We start from the raw sequence: 16,804 nt of genomic DNA on the forward strand, positions 1-16,804 counted from the left end.
TTCCCGGCGTTCGCGCCGCCGCGCCCCACCTACACTCGGTTCATGGCGCAGCCCACACCCTGGGGATCGAGCGGAACCTCGCCCGATCCGCCCGAGCCTCCGGGCCGGACGAAACGTGCCGCGTACCGCCGGCCCGATCTCACGCCGTATCTGGCCGCGGCGCGGGAGAACTGGGGTTACGTCACCGCCGCCGTCGCCGGCTTGATCATCCTGATCCTGCTGTTCCAGCCCTGGCTCACCGCATCCGGCCCCGACGGCCGCGCCTCGACCAACGCGTTCGGCCGGATCGATGCGACCACCGCCTATCTGACCGCGTGGTCGTCGGACCACAACCCGATCGCGAAGATCACCGGACTCTGGGCGATCATGGCCGCCGCCGCCATCGTCGTCACCTGCGTCACGGCCGTGCTCAGTCTGCGCCTGCGCACCGAACTCGCCTCGCGCGTCGCGGCGATATCGGCCGTGGCCGCCGCGTTCTTCATCATCCTCACGCTGGTCTACATCAACAGCAAGGCGCCCGAGCTGAAGGCGATGACGGCCCGCAAGTACGACGCCGGCGGTCAGCTGGGATCGCTGATGGCCTGGGCCTTCGGCAACGGCACCCTCGCCATTCCCGGCATCGCGCGCAAGCCGTACTCGAGCGCCGGGCTGACGCCGTGGGGCATGGTCGCCGGTGGGTTGTCCCTGGTGGCAGCCGTCGCCGCGGTGACACAGTGGCTGATCGATCACCCGGCCAGCCGGATGCGGATCCGGCTGCGGTTGCGCTCTCCGATCGTCGCCACCACCGCGCCGACGGGCGCCGCGAGTTCGCCGGGCGTCGCCACCAGCGAGTCGGGGGTCGCCGCCGGTCCGTCCGAGCAAGCCACCAGCCCGACCGAGCAAGCCACCGGCTCGTCGGAGAAATCCGCGAGCCCGGCCGAAAAGGCCGGGGACGCCGGCACATCCGGGGACTCCGGCAAGGCCGACTGAACCCGACCCCACCCGTCGGCGCGCGACCATCCGGCGATCGCTGAGTACCGTGAGCGCATGCCGGACCGAACGCCGACGCGGGGAGGACGCCCGCGTGATCCCGCGCTGGACGCCGCGCTGCTGGCAGCGGCGGCGCGCCTGGTTGCCCAGCGCGGTTACGGCGCACTGACCTTGCAGGCGGTCGCGGACGAGGCGGCGACCAGCCGTCCCGCCCTGTACCGCCGCTACTCCGACCGGGCCGAACTGGTGGTGGCACTGCTGATCGACCGATTCGGCCTACAACCGGGCGCGCGCGATCTGGGCGGGATCGAGGCCGAGATGCTGGCGATCCAGCGACATCAGGTCGAACTGTTCAACGACCCCGTGCTGCGCAACGCCCTGCCGGGTCTGCTCGAGGACCTGTCCCGCAGCCCGGGGCTGGCACAGCGTTTCCTGACCCGTTTCCTGATTCCGCGGCGGGTCTCCACCGCGTGCATCCTGGATCGCGCGGTGGCCCGGGGTGAGATCGCGCCCGGCACGGACCCGGAGTGGATCTGCGACCTCATTACCGGACCGATGCTGATGCGAGCACTGATCCCGATGCTCGGCCCGATCGACGAGACCCTGGTCCAGCTGACCGTCCGGTCCGCGCTCGACGCCGTCGGCTTCCGGACCGGCCGCTAAACACGATTGTGGTTGACGCCACACTTTCGGAGTCATAAGCTCCATTACGTTACAGCGCGTAATGGTATCGGAGGCATGATGCGCGTCGAGATCGAATTCCTCAGTGGCGGCGTCGCTTTGCGCGGATGGCTGTACCGGCCCGAACAGGTACCCGATCACGGGGCCCCGCTGGTGGTCATGACGCACGGCTTCGCGGGCGTGAAGGAGTGGGTGGCGCCGTTCGCCGAGGTATTCAGCCGGGCCGGACTGGCGTGCCTGGTGTACGACCACCGCGGCTTCGGCACCTCCGACGGCGAACCGCGCTACGAGGTCGACCCCGCCGCACAGATCGATGGCTACCGCGACGCGATCACCTTCGCGCAGACCCTCGACGGCATCGATTCGAGCCGAATCGCGGTGTGGGGCACCAGTTATGCGGGTGCGCACGTACTGGTGGTGGCCGCCACCGACCGCCGGGTGCGGGCCGTGGTATCCCAGGTGCCGCTGACGCACGGCTGGGCCACGTTCAGCCGGTTGGTGCCGCCCACCATGCTGCCGGTTCTGCACGAGGCGATCGCCGCCGACCGCCTTGCCCGCGCCGCGGGCAAACCGCACCAGACCATCAAGGCGGCCTCCGACGATCCCAGCGATCTGGTAGCGATGCCCGGCACCGAGGTCTACGAATGGCTGATGGCCAACGGACCACAGGTCCCCACCTGGCGTAACGAGGTTACCCTCAGCAGCGTGGACAAGTTCCAGTCCTACGCGCCCGAGGCGTTCCTGCGCCGGGTCTCGCCGACCCCGCTGCTCATGGTCGTCGCCGACCACGACACCCTTACCCCGACCGATATCGCCCTGGCCGGGTACGCCGAGGCCCTCGAGCCCAAGCAGCTGGAACTGGTGCCCGGCGGCCACTTCGCGGTGTACGAGCAGCGATTCGATCAGGCGTCCGCCGCCGCCCGCGACTTCCTGCTCGCCCACCTGGCCGGGTGACCACGAAGACTGCGGCGGTCATCGGTTCATGACAGTTCTGGCCTTGGCGATCGGCCACGCCGAATTCATCGCCAGCACAGTGGCCGCCGGTGTCGGCGCGTCCGACATCCGGCGCATTCCCGTTCCGGCAGAGGCGAAGTGGGATGCCTGCCGCGATCTCCTGCTCGAGGTCGCCGGTGAGGACGAGATCACCGCGATCGGCATCGCCTACCCGGAACCGGGCGACCTCTCGGCCGCAATCTTCCAGCGGCCGAAGGCTTCCGGGATCGTCGCGGCGGTGCGCCGGATGTTTCCGGTCGCCATCGTGCAGGTGGCGACGCGCGATCTGTGCCGCATGCTCGCCGAGCGGAGCCTCGGGCCGGTGCCCGGCCCCGACGCGGTGCTCGCCGGCGCGGGCATCCTCGCGCTCATCGCGGAGGAACGCGCCCCCCGCGACCCGGCCCGCCCAGCCGCCTTCCACACCGACCCCCGCGCCGCACTCCGTCCAAGCCGCCGCGCCCTGGCCTGCGTACACCGCCGCCGTTGAAGCCTTCCGCGCCCAGCCACGACTTCCGCCGCCGACCACAACTTCCGTGGCCAGTCACGACTCCCGCGCCCACTCACGACTCCCGCGGCCAGTCACGACTCCCGCCGCCCGCCATAACTTCCGCACCCGGTCACGAATTCCGCCGCCGGCGACAACTTCCGCCGCCAATCACGACTTTCGCCGCCAATCACGACTCCTGCCGCTCGATGACGACTCCGTGGCCGGTGAGGATTGGGGTGGGCGGCAGCGGGTAGAGGGCTAGCATGCGAGTCCTTGTGACCGGGTGGCCCAGTTTTGTGCACGGCGAAGCGACTGCCGGAGATGTGGTGAGCATGCGGCGGGTGTGCGATGTCCTCGCGTCCGCGGGCATACCGCACGACTCGGCGTGGAGCCCCGCGTTCCGCCCGGACGCATTGCATCTGGACGACGCCGATTCCCGGCGGTACTCGCACCTCGTGTTCGTGTGCGGACCTGCCCACGGCGAACAGGTGCGGCAATTGCACGAGCGGTACGCGACCTGCCGGCGCATCGCGGTCGGCGTCTCGGTCCTCGACCCCCGGGACGCGTCGGTGACCGGATTCCACCGCGTTCTCCCCCGCGACGATCCGGAGACCGCGCACCCCGACCTGGCCGTGGCGGCGGGCATGACCACGGTGCCGGTCGTCGGGGTGGTGCTGGCCCCGGGCCAGTCCGAATACGGTGCCGCGCGCCGTCACCAGTCGGTCCATCGGGCGCTGGAAGACTGGCTGAGCGAGCTGGACTGCGCCCGCCTGGCGATCGATACCCGCCTCGCTTCCGACGATTGGCGGCAGTGCGCGACACCCGATCAGCTCGCCTCGATATTCGCCCGGCTGGACGCGGTGATCACCACGCGCCTGCACGGCCTGGTCTTCGGACTGCGTGCCGGTGTCCCGGTGCTCGCGGCCGATCCCGTCGCCGGTGGCGGCAAGGTCACCGCGCAGGCGCGGGCGCTGGACTGGCCCGCGCTGGTCTCCGCCGACGAGACCCTCGATCGGGAACAACTCGACCGCTGGTGGCGGTGGTGCCTGTCCCCGGCGGGACGGGAACGTGCCGGGCGCCGCGAGTTCGTCACCACCGAGCCGCTGGCCGGGAAGCTGCTCGACGAATTGCTCACGCGTCGGTGAACGTCGCGCCGATCTCGATCATCTGCGCCACCGCGTGCGCCGGGTCCACCAACCCCTCCGGCGTGTGCAGGCCCGCCGCGACGGGTTCCCCGCGCAGACCCAGCAATCGTTCGGCGCCGAGCGCGACACCGAGTGCGGTCAGCGGACGCTGCCCGCCCGGATGGAAGAGGTAGCGGCTACGGGTGAGCGGAGTTCCAGCGGGACCTACTCCCGCCAGATCGATGCGGGTCTCGAGCGATGGGGCCGCGCCGCGCCGCCGACCGGCGGATTCACCGACGGCGAAGTCGAAGCGGACATCCGGTGCGCCCGTCGCCAACGCCAAGCTCGTCACGTCGAGGATGGGAATGCTCCGGCCCGGCAGCGCGGTGCCGTCGATCCTGATCACCTCCGCTTGCGCCTGCTCCTCGGGCAGCCAGGTGAAGATCCCGTCGCGGCGGATCAGTCCGGCCGAGGTCGCCGCCATCAACCGCTCCAGATCGGCGATCGCCGCGGGTCCACCGGCGTCGGTCTCGTCCAGCACCGCGCCGATTCGAATGGCATCGATCCGGTCGAAGTCGCGGGCGAAGTGCAGTGCCGCGAGCACGACGAGACCTGCCAGATAGTGACTGGCCAGCAGAATCGGGGCCGCGCCCGGCCGCTGGGCCCCCGCGACGACCTCCGGTCCGATATCCACCAGACCGCTGGAGATGCCGAGGTACGGCACGGCATGGCGCTGCGCGTAACCCAAGCCGTGCAGGTGCGAATCCCACACGGCCGCAACCACCGCCGAGTGGCCGGGCCCGGCCGGCAGGCCGAGGTCGCTACGCCGCAAGTCGATGGTCACCGCGGTGGCGTTGCCGAGTTCATCGGCCACCCGTGCCGCGCGCTCCGCATTCCGGCCGGCGATGGTCAGCGGCAACCGCGGATGCCATCGCCGCAGCAATGCCGCCGCGCCACCTCCCGCTTGGCCGGAACCACCCATGATCAGCACCGATTTCGATTGTCCCACTGGTGAAGTCCTCTCCCAACGATAAGCTACATTTTGTAGCCTACACTTTGTAGCTATACTCGACGGCAAACGCAAGGAGGATCGTGAAGACGTCACCGGCTCGCCTGTCCAAGCAGGCGCGGCGAGAGCAGTTGCTCGACACGGCCATGTCGGTGGTGCGCGCCCACGGGGCCGACCGGTTGACTCTGCCGACTCTCGCCGAGGCCGCCGGGGTGAGCCGACCGATCGTGTACGACCACTTCGACACTCGCCCCGGCCTGCTGCTCGCGCTGTACCGCCGCCTCGACGAACGCCACCGCGCCGCGACCGAACAGGCCCTGCGGAGCGCCGCACCGAAGCCGAACGAGATAGCGCGCGTCATGAGCGCCGCGTACTTCGCCTGCGCCACCGACATGCCGGAGTTCAACGCCATTTCCGCTGCGCTGAAAGGGGATCCGGAGATGGAGGCCATTCAGCACGAACTACTCGACGGCTACACGGACGTGATGGCCGCCGCACTGGCGCCACATTCCGATCTCACCCTCGAGGCGCTGCGGCTACGGTGCATCGGCGTACTGGGCGCGGCCGAAGCGATCGCCACCGAACTGAACCACGCCCGGACGAGTGCCGCCGAGGCGACGGCCGCACTCGCCGACCTGATCGTCGGCAGCACCACCGACACCCCGAAACCGGGTTCCGCACAGCACAATTAGACGGCCGCTACTATCGTGGCCGTGTCACCCCCAGATAACCAGCGTCACGGTTCCACGTCGGACTGGTCTACATATCCGAACATCCGCACGGTTCTGGCGGTCACGCACAATACGACGGCGGCGTCCAGGCTCTTCGACACGCTCGACCTGCTCGCCGCGGATCCACGGATTCGCATCAATTTCTCCTGCCCGGGATCGTCGCATTTCGACAGGGACCTCGAGTCGTTTCTCACCGAGCGCGGAGTGGTAGCGGTACCGTGGCATCGGGCAGTGGAAACAGATTTCGATCTGGCGATATCGGCGAGCTACGGCGGCGAATTGCATCGTCTGCGAGCACCATTGGTTGTTCTGCCGCACGGCGCGGGCTACAATAAAATCCTGCTCAAACCTCAAACCTCAAACCTCAAACCTCAAACCTCAAACCTCAAACCTCAAACCTCAAACCTCAAACCTCAAACCTCAAACCTCAAACCTCAAACCGTATTCGGATTATCTCCCGAATGGTTGCTGCACGATGGGCAAGTCTTCCCCTCCATGATCGTGCTGTCGCACAATGAGCAACTCGAGCGATTACGAGTGTCGTGCCCGGCCGCCGTGCCGAAAGCACTTGTCGCTGGTGACATCTGTTTCGATCGCCTGCGAGCAAGCATGCCGCTGCGGCCGAGTTATCGCCGTCGTTACGGACTCGGTGACGGGCAGCGCCTGATCGTCATGTCGACGACGTGGGGCGAGGATTCACTGCTCGGCACCGACTCGGACCTGCCACGCAAACTCGCCGCGGCGCTACCGGTGGACGAATATCGGGTAGTCCTGGCATTGCATCCGAATATCCGTTCGCTGCATTCACGATGGCAGGTAGCGGAGTATCTGGCGGGTGCCACGCGGGCCGGCGTCGACGTCTTGGACAGTGTGCGGGATTGGCGCACGGCGATAGTCGCCGCCGACCTGGTAATCGGTGACCACGGGTCCATTTCTTTCTATGCCGCAGCAATGGGAATTCCGGTCCTGCTGGCCTCCGCGCCGATACACGCGGTCGACGCCGCGTCTCCGGTCGCGCTGTTATTGCGCACCGCGCCGAAACTCGATATCGCGACGAATACCCGGCAGCAAATCGAGCATGTGATCGCCTCGCACAATCCACCGGAATATGCCGACCTGGCCGCGCTCGCGACGTCCCGACCCGGCGACGGTGCGGCAACACTCCGCGCCGCGGTCTATCGCACGCTGCGCCTGCCCGAACCCTCCGAACCCACGGAAATCTCGACTCTCCCGCTTCCCGCACATCCCCTCGCCGGCCCGAATGCCCATGTGGTGCACGTCGACATCGATGCCGATCGGGCTGCGACGATCACCCGATTCCCCGCCGAACGCCTCCACACCGGCTTCTCCAACGGCCGGGGCACGCATCTGTCGGTCGAAGTGTCCGAAACGCGCGCCCAGTGGCTGTACTCCGCGGATGTCCTGATCGGGGAGGCGGGCGCGAATACCGAGCGATGGATCGCCGAATCGTTGGCCGGACTACCCGGTTGCGCGCTGGCCACGGCACCGACGCTCGCCGGCGACTGGTTGGTCGGTGACCGGACGTCGTTGCTGCGTGTGACTGCTTCCGATCCCGCGCACCGCTTGTTCGTGTCCGTGGCATATCAGCTCATATGCCAGGGACGAACACTCGGCGAATTGACAGGCGAGTGGGTGATCCGCTGCGCCACAAACACTTTCGTCATCACCATAACCGCCGCGACATGACGGTCACTCCGCCGACACGACATCGATCTGCTCCTGCACCACCGCGGCGATGGAACGGAACGCGAGTTCCGAGTAGATCGAGTGCCCCGCCCGGTAGCGTTCCACCGCTGTCGCCCGGTCCCCCGCCGCGAGCGCGCAATCACCCAGGGCAACAAGGATTTCCGCCTCGTCGAACCTGCGCCGTCGGCGCCGCATCACGGAGAGGGCCGCCTCCAGCAGCTCCTCGGCCACGCTGACGGTGCCGCCTTGCTCGAGCAGTTTTCGTCCGCGCCAGGCCAGGATCTTCGCGGCATTGTCGGGCTCCGGTGATGCCGCCGCGGCGAAGAAGTCGTGGGCGTCCGCGAGCAGAGTCAATGCCAGGCTCGGTTCCTCCACCTTCGCCCGGTGGAACGCCGCCAAGGCAAGTCTGCGACCATCGCCGATCCCTCGGGCGAGTTCATAGTTGTGCCGCAAGGTGTCTCGCGCCGCCTCGACAGACCCGCCGACCAGCTGTGCGAGCCCGAGCCCTTCCAGCGCGGACGCCTCCAACTGCGCGGCGAGGCGGGATGGCGGCAACCTCCGCGCGGCCTGGACACCTCGCTCGAACGACGCCACCGCCTGCGGCGCCGCACGCCGCCAGTAGTGCACGAAACCCGCCTGCGTGTGCAGGAAGCTCGCCGCCTCCGCCAGGTTCGACCGCTCCGCCGCGGTGATGCCGTGCGCATTGACCGCGAGCATCGCATCGAGGCGTTTGTCCTGCTCCTGGAACGGCCACAGCAAGACGGACCACCGCGCGACCAGCGCGTCACGACCGGCGCCCAGCGCGTACTCCGCCGCGGTCACGAGGTTGTCGTGTTCACGTCGCAGCCACTCGCGCGCGCCTTCGGCATCGCTGAACTCACCGGTGCCCGGCCCGGGAAACCGTACGGCCGGAAACAGCAGATTCCGCCACGGCCGGTTGGGCGCGAGCAGAGTGTCCGCGGCTTTCAGGCCACGGTCGTAGTAGTCGATCAGGCGTTCTTCCCGGCGGTCACGCTCGCCGTCGGCGAGCCCGCGAGCATGCACGCGGACCAGATCGTTGATCTCGTAACCGCGATCGCGTTCGGTGATCAGATGCAGGTTCGCCAGTTCGATTGCGCACCAGTCGACTTCGTCGGCCGGGAGGTTCAGCGCCGCGGTCAGGGCCGCCGACGACAACGTTCCGGCATGCGAACGCAGGCCGAGGGCTCGATAGCATTCCCGGGCGGTTTCCGACAGGGAAGTGTAGGCGGCGTCGAAGATCTCGGGCAACGACAGCGCGGTCGACCGGCGTCGGTCGCTACTCAGCAGATCGGCGAACGAGCCGATCCGTCGCGCGGGGTGTTGCGCGATCAGGCTCCCCACCACGCACAGCGCGAACGGCATGTTGGCGCAGAGCACGAGGATTCGCTCCGCGGCCTCCGGCTCGGCGGCGACCCGCTCCGGCCCCACGATCCGGCCCAGCAATTCACGCGCCTCGTCGCCGGGCAACGGATCCAGCTCGAACACGCGTCCTCCCCGGCTCAGGTCGGCGGCGGAGTTCCGTCCGGTCACCACGATCAGCGACCCGCCGTCCGCCGGCTCGAGCCACGACACCTGAGCCGCCGTAGCGGCGCCGTCCAGGACGACCAGCATGCGCCGCCCGCGCGTCAGTGTGAGGTAGTGCCCGTGCCGCGCTTCCGGGAGATCCGGCAGGTCCTCACGCCGAACGCCCAGTGCCACAAGACTGTTGGCGAGCAGATCGGGAATCGAAGTGGCGTCCGAGAGACGATGGAAAAGCTGCCCGCCGTGATAGCCCTCGGAGAGACGATGCATCAACTCCGTCACCACGGCGGTCTTGCCCACACCCGGCAATCCCTTGATGACGACCGTCGCATTCCCCACCGACCCGGCAGCGTGCTCCTCGACCGCGGCCAGAACCGCATGACGATCCACGAAATTGCCGTTACGCGGCGGGATCTGCCTCGGTACGTCCACCACACACCTCCCCTGCGCCGCACGCAGCCTACCCGAGCCATCCGGCCACCGGAACGCCAACGCGCGACACCGAATGATGTTCCGCGCCACCAGCGCACCCGCGAATCCCGCCCGGGGCCCGGCCCGGGCGGCCGGCCCGATCATCGCTCGTGGCGGCGGGGGAGCGGCGGTTCGGGAACGGTCCGCTCGGCGCGCCGCGGAGGCGGTGCATCCGCTGGTGCGGGAGGCCGCCGAATGGTCCTGGCGGTTGCTGATCATTCTGGTCGCGGTGCTGGCCGTGGCGGGGCGGGCGACCTGGTCCGCACTGGACGCGGGCGCCGCGGCCGCACAGGGACCCGCACTGGCCGACCCGATTTCGCTGACCGCCGTCGCGGCAGGACCGGACGGCCGCGCGGCCACCCCGGTGGCGTCCGGTTCCGCGGAACGTTTCCAGAAGCCGGATCCCGGCCCGTACCCGAGCATGGAGGAATGCGAGAGGGCGCGGGCCCGCTACTACGACCCGTCCCAGCTGGAGTGCGTCCCGGTGCGGTAATCGATCCAAAGTTGGTCGGGATGACAGGATTTGAACCTGCGACCCTCCGCTCCCAAAGCGGATGCGCTACCAAGCTGCGCTACATCCCGTTACAGGCCGGCAACTCGCTGGGACTCCCCGCTGCGGGGGACCGGCAGACGGCCGCTGCCAGAGCGGGCGACGGGAATCGAACCCGCACCATCAGCTTGGAAGGCTGAGGTTCTACCATTGAACTACGCCCGCACGCATACGACACCCTGGGATCGCCACGATGTCGTCTGCGCCTAGGACTGTACCGAATCCCCGATCCCGAACGCCAATCGCCGCGACTGCCCGCGTTCGCCCGGAACGAAATTTTCCTCACAGCGCCGTGAGGCGGGCACCCGTTCGGCGCGCCGGGGCCGACACGCGTAACACGCCGCTCACGACACGCAGGCGAAGCTGTAACACTCCTGCCTGATCAGCGATGACATGGACGGTCGCCATTCGCGAGATATCGGAACAGGTTGTAAAACACCATTTTTCGGTGTCGAGTGGCTTGCTAGGATCCTTTTTGCCGGACGGGGGTATCTGGAAAGGGGGCGGTGAGCGTGCATCGAGCTAGGTGTACCGGACCGCAAGGTAGTGAGCACGATCCGGAGGGCGTGACCGGTCGGGGTACCGGCGCAGACGGCGTTCGCGTGAGGTGAGCATCGATGCCCGCCGATCTCGAGACGCAGGCCAAAGCGGCCACCACCCGGGACTGGGTCCGTGCTGTCTACAGCAGCAGCGGCCTGACCGTATCGCCCGAACATCTGGAACGGGTTTTCGCCGGCATCATCGACGAACTGATGGATCTGGCGCGCTCGGAACCATTCCCGGTCCCGGCCGCGCGAGCCATCGGCCGCCGACTGGGCGAGGCGCCATTCGATCGCACCCGCATGCTGGCCCCGGCCACCCGCGCGCTGCTGGGATTCGCACCCGGTGACCCGGGTTCGCTGGTGGCCACGCGCTGGCCGTTCGTCGCCAGCCATGCCATCGACGCGTACGCGGAGGCGCTCCAGCAGCGCGCCCTGGCCCAGCAGGAACGCAATCTGACCGAGGCGGTATCGGTGCGGGTGCAGGAGATCGCCGCCCTGCAGCACCGGCTCCGGCACGAGGCCACCCACGACGCCCTCACCGACCTCGCCAACCGGTCGCTGCTGCAGGAGCGCGTGCGGCTGATGGCCACCGACCGCTCCCGCGGCGTCGGCCTACTGCTGATCGACCTGGACGATTTCAAGCAGATCAACGACGGTTACGGCCATTCCGTCGGCGACGAGGTGCTGGTGGAGATCTCCCGCCGGCTACGCGCGACCTGCCCGCGCGACACGGTGGTCTGCCGGTACGGCGGCGACGAATTCGTGCTGGCGCTTCCGGCCCGCCGCAACACCCTGGGCGAGCTGGCCATGCGCATCCTCGCCGCGCTACAGGACCCGGTGCCCACCGCGTGTGGCCCGGTGCCGGTATCGGCGAGCGTGGGCACGGCCTACTGCCCGCCGGGCCGGTCGTGTGATTTCTCCGACCTGCTGCGCAGTGCCGACCGCGCGATGTACTCGGCGAAAACGGCCGGCAAACGCCGGTTCGCGCTGTCGGAAATGGACGACGAGGAGCCCGAACCCGACAGCTACGCGCCCGCGCGGCTCGGCTACGACACGGCCGTCGCGGGCTGATCGGCGACCGGTCGCGGCCTGGGCGCCCGCGTACCCTGGTGCATGTGGCAACCCTCTTTGTCCTCCTGGTTCTCGTTCTGGTGGTGTTTCTGGCCGTGTCATTTTTCGGACGTTCCGCGCAGCGCAACCGGCAGGCCACCGAGCTGGCCGACGCCAAGGCCGATGCCCGCCGGCTCATCGAGCGGCTCGGCGGGCAGGTCTACAACCTCGTCGGCAACGACGAGGCATCCAAGCAGGCCCTGGCCGACGCCGGTGAACGGCTCAACGCGGCCGGTTCCCAGATCGACCAGGCGAACACCGTCACGCAGGCCCGGCTGGCGAAGGAGACCGCGGTCGAGGGCCTGTACTACGTGCGCGCGGCCCGCACGGCGATGAACCTGGACCCGGGCCCGCCGGTGCCGGAGCTGGACGGGCAGCGGTCGGCCGGGCGGGTCACCGAGGACCGGACGGTCGACTTCGAGGGTCGGCAGATCGAGGCGTCACCGTCGCCCTCCCCGCAGACGCCGAACTACTACCCCGGCGGGCGCGTCGCCGGGCGCCCGGTCCCGGCCGGGTGGTACTCGGAGCCATGGTGGAAGACCGCGCTGGTCGCGGGCGCCTGGGGCATCGGCTCGGTGCTGTTGTTCGATGCCCTGTTCAGCGGCATGTCCGGGGTCGCCTACGGCGCTTCCGGCTTCGAGGGCGGTTACGGCGAGGGCTACGACGCCGGGTTCGCGGCCGGGCAGGATTCGGGCGATCAGGGGGCTATCGACCAGGGCGGCGTCGACCAGGGTGGCGACCAGGGCTTTGCGGACCAAGGTGGGTCCGGCGGATTCGACGGCGGCGGCTGGGATGGTGGCGGGTTCGACGGCGGCGGGTTCGACGGGGGCTTCTGAGCTCGGCGACGACTCGCGCGGACACTCGCGGTGCCCTGCATCAGGGTTGCGGAAGGGCCCTTTCGCCGATCGGCCGATGACTCGGAGTCACTCGGGCTGACAAGTAGGGCACCAGAACAGGTTTCGGCCCTCGAGTACCGCGTGCAGCACGGTGGATCCGCAGACGCGGCATGGTTCGCCGGCGCGGCGGTAGACGTAGGTGCGGGGCTTGCCCTCGGCGTATGACGGTGCGCCACGGTCGTGTTCGCGCCGCATGACCACGATCTTCCCGCGCCGCACACCGACCCGCATGAGGTCGACCAGATCGGCCCACAGCTCGTCCCATTCGAGCGCGGTCAGGTCGCGTCCCCGGCGCTGCGGCGAGATGCCGTGGCGGAACAGCAGTTCCGCCCGGTACACGTTGCCCACACCGGCGACCACGGTCTGGTCCATGAGCAGTGCGCCCAGCGTGCGGGTGGAGACGCGGATGCGCTGCCAGGCGCGGTCCGGATCGGCGTTGCGGCGCAAGGGGTCCGGGCCCAGCCGGGCGGTGAGCGCCGCCACCTCCGGTTCGTGCAGCACCTCACACGCGGTGGGGCCGCGCAGTTCGGTTCCGTACAGCGATCCGTTCGAGCGACCCGCGCCGATCATGCGCATCCGGACCTGCCCGACCGGATCGCCCAGTGGCACGGTCGATTCCGTGAACGTCCCGTAGAGCCCGAGATGAACGTGCACGACGAGCCCCGAATCATAGTGGTGCAGCAGGTGTTTGCCCCACGCCTCGGCGCGCACCAGCGTCCTGCCGTCGACCAGCGCCGCGCCCTCGGCGAACCGGCCCTGCGGGCTCGACACCCGCACCACTCCCCCGGCGAAATGCTTGTGATGCAGCTTCGCCAGGCGATGCAGCGTATGCCCCTCAGGCACGGCTCAGCTCTGCAGCGCGGGGGCCTCGCCGGTCTTCTCGTACTCGGCCAGGATGTCGATGCGGCGCTGGTGGCGCTCCTCGTTCGACCAGGGGGCGGCCAGGAAGGCGTCGACGATGGCGAGGGCGTCCTCGGTGCTGTGCATCCGGCCGCCGATGCCCATCAGCTGAGCGTTGTTGTGCTCGCGGGCCAGGCGCGCGGTCTCGATGCTCCACGCCAGGGCGCAGCGGGCGCCGGGCACCTTGTTGGCGGCGATCTGCTCGCCGTTGCCGCTGCCGCCGATCACGATGCCGAGGCTGCCGGGATCGGCCACGACGCGGCGGGCGGCGTCGATGCAGAACGCCGGGTAGTCGTCGGCGGCGTCGTACACGTGCGCTCCGCTGTCGAAGACCTCGTGGCCGGCCCGCTGCAGGTGGTCCCTCACGTGGTTCTTCAGCTCGAAGCCGGCATGGTCGGCACCCAGATATACGCGCATGGCTGCGATTGTGTCAGGCGCTCGAGTAGCGGTGTGCCCGGGGCCGACGCGGTGTGCCGGGAGCGCGCCGGCCGGTTACTGCCTAAGGTTCAGCTCATGCAGTTCGACGACAGCACGTCGCCCCCGACAGCACACCCGGGGCAGCAGCCCGACGCCGTAACCGGGCGGAATCCCGTTGCCGCGCTGGCCGGTTGGGATCCGCGGGTGGGTCCGCCGGGCTGGGCGCCGCAGACGCCGTACTCCCCGCCGCCGCCCCGGGTGGTGCAGCACACGCGCGGGTTGTCGCCGTACGGCATGCCGGCCCGGCACAGCTGGGAGATTCCGCTGCTGGTGATCGTCATCGTGGTCACGACCCTCGGATATCTGCTCAGCATGGTGCTGCTGCTGGTCGGGGAGATCAACGACTACATGCTGCTGTTGCTGGGGGCGCCGATCCTGCTGTACCTCGGGCGTGGTCTGAACTACGCGACGCAGCGGGTGAACGCGGTCAGGATGTCGCCCACCCAGTTTCCCGAGGGCTACCGCATGGTGGTGGAGGCCGCGCAGCGCTTCGGCATGGCCACGGTGCCGGACGCGTATGTGATCACGGGCAACGGGCAGATCAACGCGTTCGCGTCCGGGCACGGGTTCCGCCGCTACGTCGTGGTCTACAGCGACCTGTTCGAGGTGGGCGGCCAGGCCCGCGACCCCGACGCGCTGGCGTTCATCATCGGGCACGAGGTCGGACACATCGCCGCCGGCCACGTCTCGTACTGGCGGCAGCTGGGCATGTTCCTGGTGCCGTTCCTGCCGATCCTGGGCAATTCGCTGATCCGTAGCCAGGAGTACACCGCGGACAATCACGGATACTGCAACCGGCATGTCGGCGCGCCCGGCGCGATGCGGACGCTGGCGGCGGGCAAATGGCTCAACCCCTTGGTCGGATTCGACGAGATGGCCGACCGGGCCGGACAGGAGAGGGGCTTCTTCGTCTGGGTCGCCAACGCCATGTCCTCGCACCCCGTGCTGACCTGGCGCATGTGGGCCCTACGCGACCGCAGCCGCCACGGCAAACTGTTCTGGCGCCCGAGCGCACCTCCCCTCCCGCCCAATCCCGCCCTCCCCCAAGGCTTCCCGCCACCCGGCGGCCCAGGATACCCACCAGCCGGCCCGAACACCCCGCCAACCGGAACCTACTACTCCGTCCCCGGCCAAACCTTCCCGTCAACCGGACAGAACTATCCCGGAACCGGACACAACTATCCGACTACCGGCCAAAGCTATCCCGCTACCGGGCAGAGCTATCCCGCTGCCAGCCAGGGCCATCCCACTACCGGACAAAGCCACCCCGCCACCGATCCAAGCCAACCCACCACCGATCCGGGCCACCCCGCCGCCGGGCCGAGCCAACCCACTACCGGCCAGAGCCACTCCGCTGCCGGGCAGAGCTACCCGACAGGCGAGCACAGCTCCCCGACGAGCGGGCAGAGCAATCCGCTATTCGGACCGACCTCGGCTCCGACCGAAACCGCCTCGTCCTCAACCGAATCGGCTCCTTCCGCCACACCGAGCTACTCACCGGGCGGGCAGAGCTATCCCGCTGCCGGGCCGGGCGAAGCCGGGACGACACCGACCCCGCACCCGACCGGATCGAGCTCACCCGGGTCTACCTCGGCCGCGACCGGGCCGACCCCATCTCCAGGTGGACCGCCTTCCTCGTCGAGCGGGGAGGGATACTCGCAGCCGGACGACGGCACCGCGAAGGGCGAGGACCCGAAAGACTCGCAGTAGCAAGCTGTTCCGGCCTGAGTGGGCACATTTCGGTGCGTCGCGGCATTTTTCGCCGGTTCCGCACCGATCGTGACCGCTCAGGCCGGTTTCAGGCGTAGACGCGGTTTCCGGGTCGGATGTCCGGAGACCCGCGCCGTTCAGTCGAACTGCGGATCCTCGGTGCGGGTCCGCTTGAGTTCGAAGAAGTGGGGGTACGAGGCCAGGGCTACGGCGCCGTCCCAGACCTTTCCGGCGTCGTCGCCGCGCGGGATTCGGGAGAGCACCGGGCCGAAGAAGGCGACATCGTTGATGTGGATGGTGGGGGTGCCGACATCCTTGCCGACCTTGTCCATGCCCGCGTGGTGGCTGGCGCGCAGAGCCTCGTCGTAGTCGGTGCTCGACGCGGCCTCGGCCAGTTCGGCGGGCAGGCCGAGTTCGGCGAGCGAGTCGGCGATGACGGCGGCCAGTGTCGCGCCCCGGTCCTCACGTTCGTATTCGGCGCGGCGGTTGTGGATGCGGGTGCCCATGGCGGTGTAGAGCGGGGACAGCACCTTGTCGCCGTGCTGCTGCGCGGCGGCGATCGCCACCCGGACCGGACCCCAGGCGGTCTTCATCATCTCCTGATAGACCTCGGGCAATTCGTCGCGGCCCTCGTTGAGCACCGCCAGGCTCATCACGTGGAAATGGGTCTCGATGTCGCGCACCTTCTCCACCTCCAGGATCCAGCGGGAGGTGATCCAGCACCACGGGCACAGCGGGTCGAACCAGAAGTCCACCCGGTCCTTGGCACCGGTCGGGGTGGTCGTCGTGTCGCTCACGTCGGGGTCCTCTCGGAAAGTCGGTCCGGCACCGCCGAGTCTCACCGATGCCGTCGACAGTCATCAACGACGGAAACTTCCGGATATTTCCCGACCCGCGCGGTGCGG

At 68.9% G+C, this 16,804-nt stretch carries 15 protein-coding genes, 2 tRNA genes and 1 pseudogene; 11 read left to right on the forward strand and 7 right to left on the reverse strand.

From position 1 onward, the window contains the following. Positions 1-42 precede the first annotated feature (42 nt). The 5 genes from QH470_RS35130 to QH470_RS35150 all read left to right on the forward strand — a co-directional run bounded on the left by QH470_RS35130 (position 43) and on the right by QH470_RS35150 (position 4,275). Entirely contained in the window at positions 43-969 is a 927-nt protein-coding gene (locus tag QH470_RS35130) for a hypothetical protein (RefSeq protein WP_280276702.1), read from the forward strand. A 57-nt stretch (positions 970-1,026) separates the two neighbouring features. Then, a complete protein-coding gene (locus tag QH470_RS35135) occupies positions 1,027-1,632 on the forward strand; it encodes a TetR/AcrR family transcriptional regulator (protein ID WP_280276703.1) in 606 nt (201 codons plus the stop codon). A gap of 75 nt (positions 1,633-1,707) precedes the next feature. Beyond that, a complete protein-coding gene (locus QH470_RS35140) occupies positions 1,708-2,604 on the forward strand; it encodes an alpha/beta hydrolase (RefSeq protein ID WP_280276704.1) in 897 nt (298 codons plus the stop codon). Between the two features lie 28 nt (positions 2,605-2,632). Continuing rightward, entirely contained in the window at positions 2,633-3,130 is a 498-nt protein-coding gene (locus QH470_RS35145) for a hypothetical protein (protein WP_280276705.1), read from the forward strand. A 332-nt stretch (positions 3,131-3,462) separates the two neighbouring features. Beyond that, on the forward strand, positions 3,463-4,275 hold the full coding sequence (locus QH470_RS35150; RefSeq protein ID WP_280276736.1) for a polysaccharide pyruvyl transferase family protein: 813 nt from the start codon (positions 3,463-3,465) through the stop codon (positions 4,273-4,275). On the opposite strand, the gene QH470_RS35155 is transcribed toward QH470_RS35150, so the two are convergent. Beyond that, positions 4,262-5,263, reverse strand: a complete 1,002-nt coding sequence (locus QH470_RS35155) for a saccharopine dehydrogenase (protein WP_280276706.1) — start codon at positions 5,261-5,263, stop codon at positions 4,262-4,264. The two genes, QH470_RS35150 and QH470_RS35155, sit on opposite strands and share 14 nt — an antisense overlap. An 83-nt stretch (positions 5,264-5,346) precedes the next feature. On the opposite strand from QH470_RS35155, the gene QH470_RS35160 reads away from it, so the two are divergent. Then, on the forward strand, positions 5,347-5,955 hold the full coding sequence (locus QH470_RS35160; protein WP_280276707.1) for a TetR/AcrR family transcriptional regulator: 609 nt from the start codon (positions 5,347-5,349) through the stop codon (positions 5,953-5,955). Positions 5,956-5,976: 21 nt separating this feature from the next. Then, positions 5,977-7,701: a hypothetical protein gene (locus tag QH470_RS35165; RefSeq protein WP_280276708.1), complete on the forward strand. Its 1,725-nt coding sequence runs from the start codon at positions 5,977-5,979 to the stop codon at positions 7,699-7,701. A 3-nt stretch (positions 7,702-7,704) separates the two neighbouring features. On the opposite strand, the gene QH470_RS35170 is transcribed toward QH470_RS35165, so the two are convergent. After that, a complete protein-coding gene (locus tag QH470_RS35170) occupies positions 7,705-9,675 on the reverse strand; it encodes an NB-ARC domain-containing protein (protein ID WP_280276709.1) in 1,971 nt (656 codons plus the stop codon). A 73-nt stretch (positions 9,676-9,748) separates the two neighbouring features. Between QH470_RS35170 and QH470_RS35175 the strand changes: the two genes are divergently transcribed. After that, a complete protein-coding gene (locus QH470_RS35175) occupies positions 9,749-10,207 on the forward strand; it encodes a hypothetical protein (RefSeq protein WP_280276710.1) in 459 nt (152 codons plus the stop codon). Positions 10,208-10,219: 12 nt separating this feature from the next. On the opposite strand, the gene QH470_RS35180 is transcribed toward QH470_RS35175, so the two are convergent. Both QH470_RS35180 and QH470_RS35185 read right to left on the reverse strand, forming a co-directional pair. Beyond that, positions 10,220-10,296 (reverse strand) — tRNA-Pro (locus tag QH470_RS35180). 62 nt (positions 10,297-10,358) lie between these two features. Next, positions 10,359-10,429: transfer RNA gene (locus QH470_RS35185), tRNA-Gly, on the reverse strand. A gap of 452 nt (positions 10,430-10,881) precedes the next feature. Here QH470_RS35185 and QH470_RS35190 point away from each other — a divergent pair. Together QH470_RS35190 and QH470_RS35195 are read left to right on the forward strand one after the other, a co-directional pair. Further along, the gene (locus tag QH470_RS35190) at positions 10,882-11,877 is read left to right on the forward strand and encodes a GGDEF domain-containing protein (RefSeq protein WP_280276711.1); all 996 of its coding nucleotides are present in this window, start codon (positions 10,882-10,884) and stop codon (positions 11,875-11,877) included. Positions 11,878-11,921: 44 nt separating this feature from the next. Continuing rightward, positions 11,922-12,752, forward strand: a complete 831-nt coding sequence (locus QH470_RS35195) for a DUF1542 domain-containing protein (protein WP_280276712.1) — start codon at positions 11,922-11,924, stop codon at positions 12,750-12,752. 87 nt (positions 12,753-12,839) lie between these two features. Here QH470_RS35195 and QH470_RS35200 read toward each other — a convergent pair whose 3' ends face one another. Next, positions 12,840-13,655, reverse strand: a complete 816-nt coding sequence (locus QH470_RS35200; protein ID WP_280276713.1) for an Fpg/Nei family DNA glycosylase — start codon at positions 13,653-13,655, stop codon at positions 12,840-12,842. A 3-nt stretch (positions 13,656-13,658) separates the two neighbouring features. Next, positions 13,659-14,129 (reverse strand): ribose-5-phosphate isomerase, encoded by a 471-nt coding sequence (locus QH470_RS35205; RefSeq protein ID WP_280276714.1) that lies wholly within the window; start codon positions 14,127-14,129, stop codon positions 13,659-13,661. Between the two features lie 96 nt (positions 14,130-14,225). Between QH470_RS35205 and QH470_RS35210 the strand changes: the two are divergent. After that, positions 14,226-15,260 (forward strand): annotated as a pseudogene (locus QH470_RS35210) (M48 family metallopeptidase); the annotation flags it as partial. 776 nt (positions 15,261-16,036) lie between these two features. On the opposite strand, the gene QH470_RS35215 reads toward QH470_RS35210, so the two are convergent. Continuing rightward, complete coding sequence (locus QH470_RS35215) at positions 16,037-16,696, reverse strand: mycothiol-dependent nitroreductase Rv2466c family protein (RefSeq protein ID WP_280276715.1); 660 nt, start codon at positions 16,694-16,696, stop codon at positions 16,037-16,039. Between the last annotated feature and the right edge of the window lie 108 nt (positions 16,697-16,804).

Origin of the sequence: Nocardia wallacei, from assembly GCF_029868745.1 — a bacterium.
Taxonomy (GTDB): Bacteria; Actinomycetota; Actinomycetes; order Mycobacteriales; family Mycobacteriaceae; genus Nocardia; species Nocardia wallacei_B.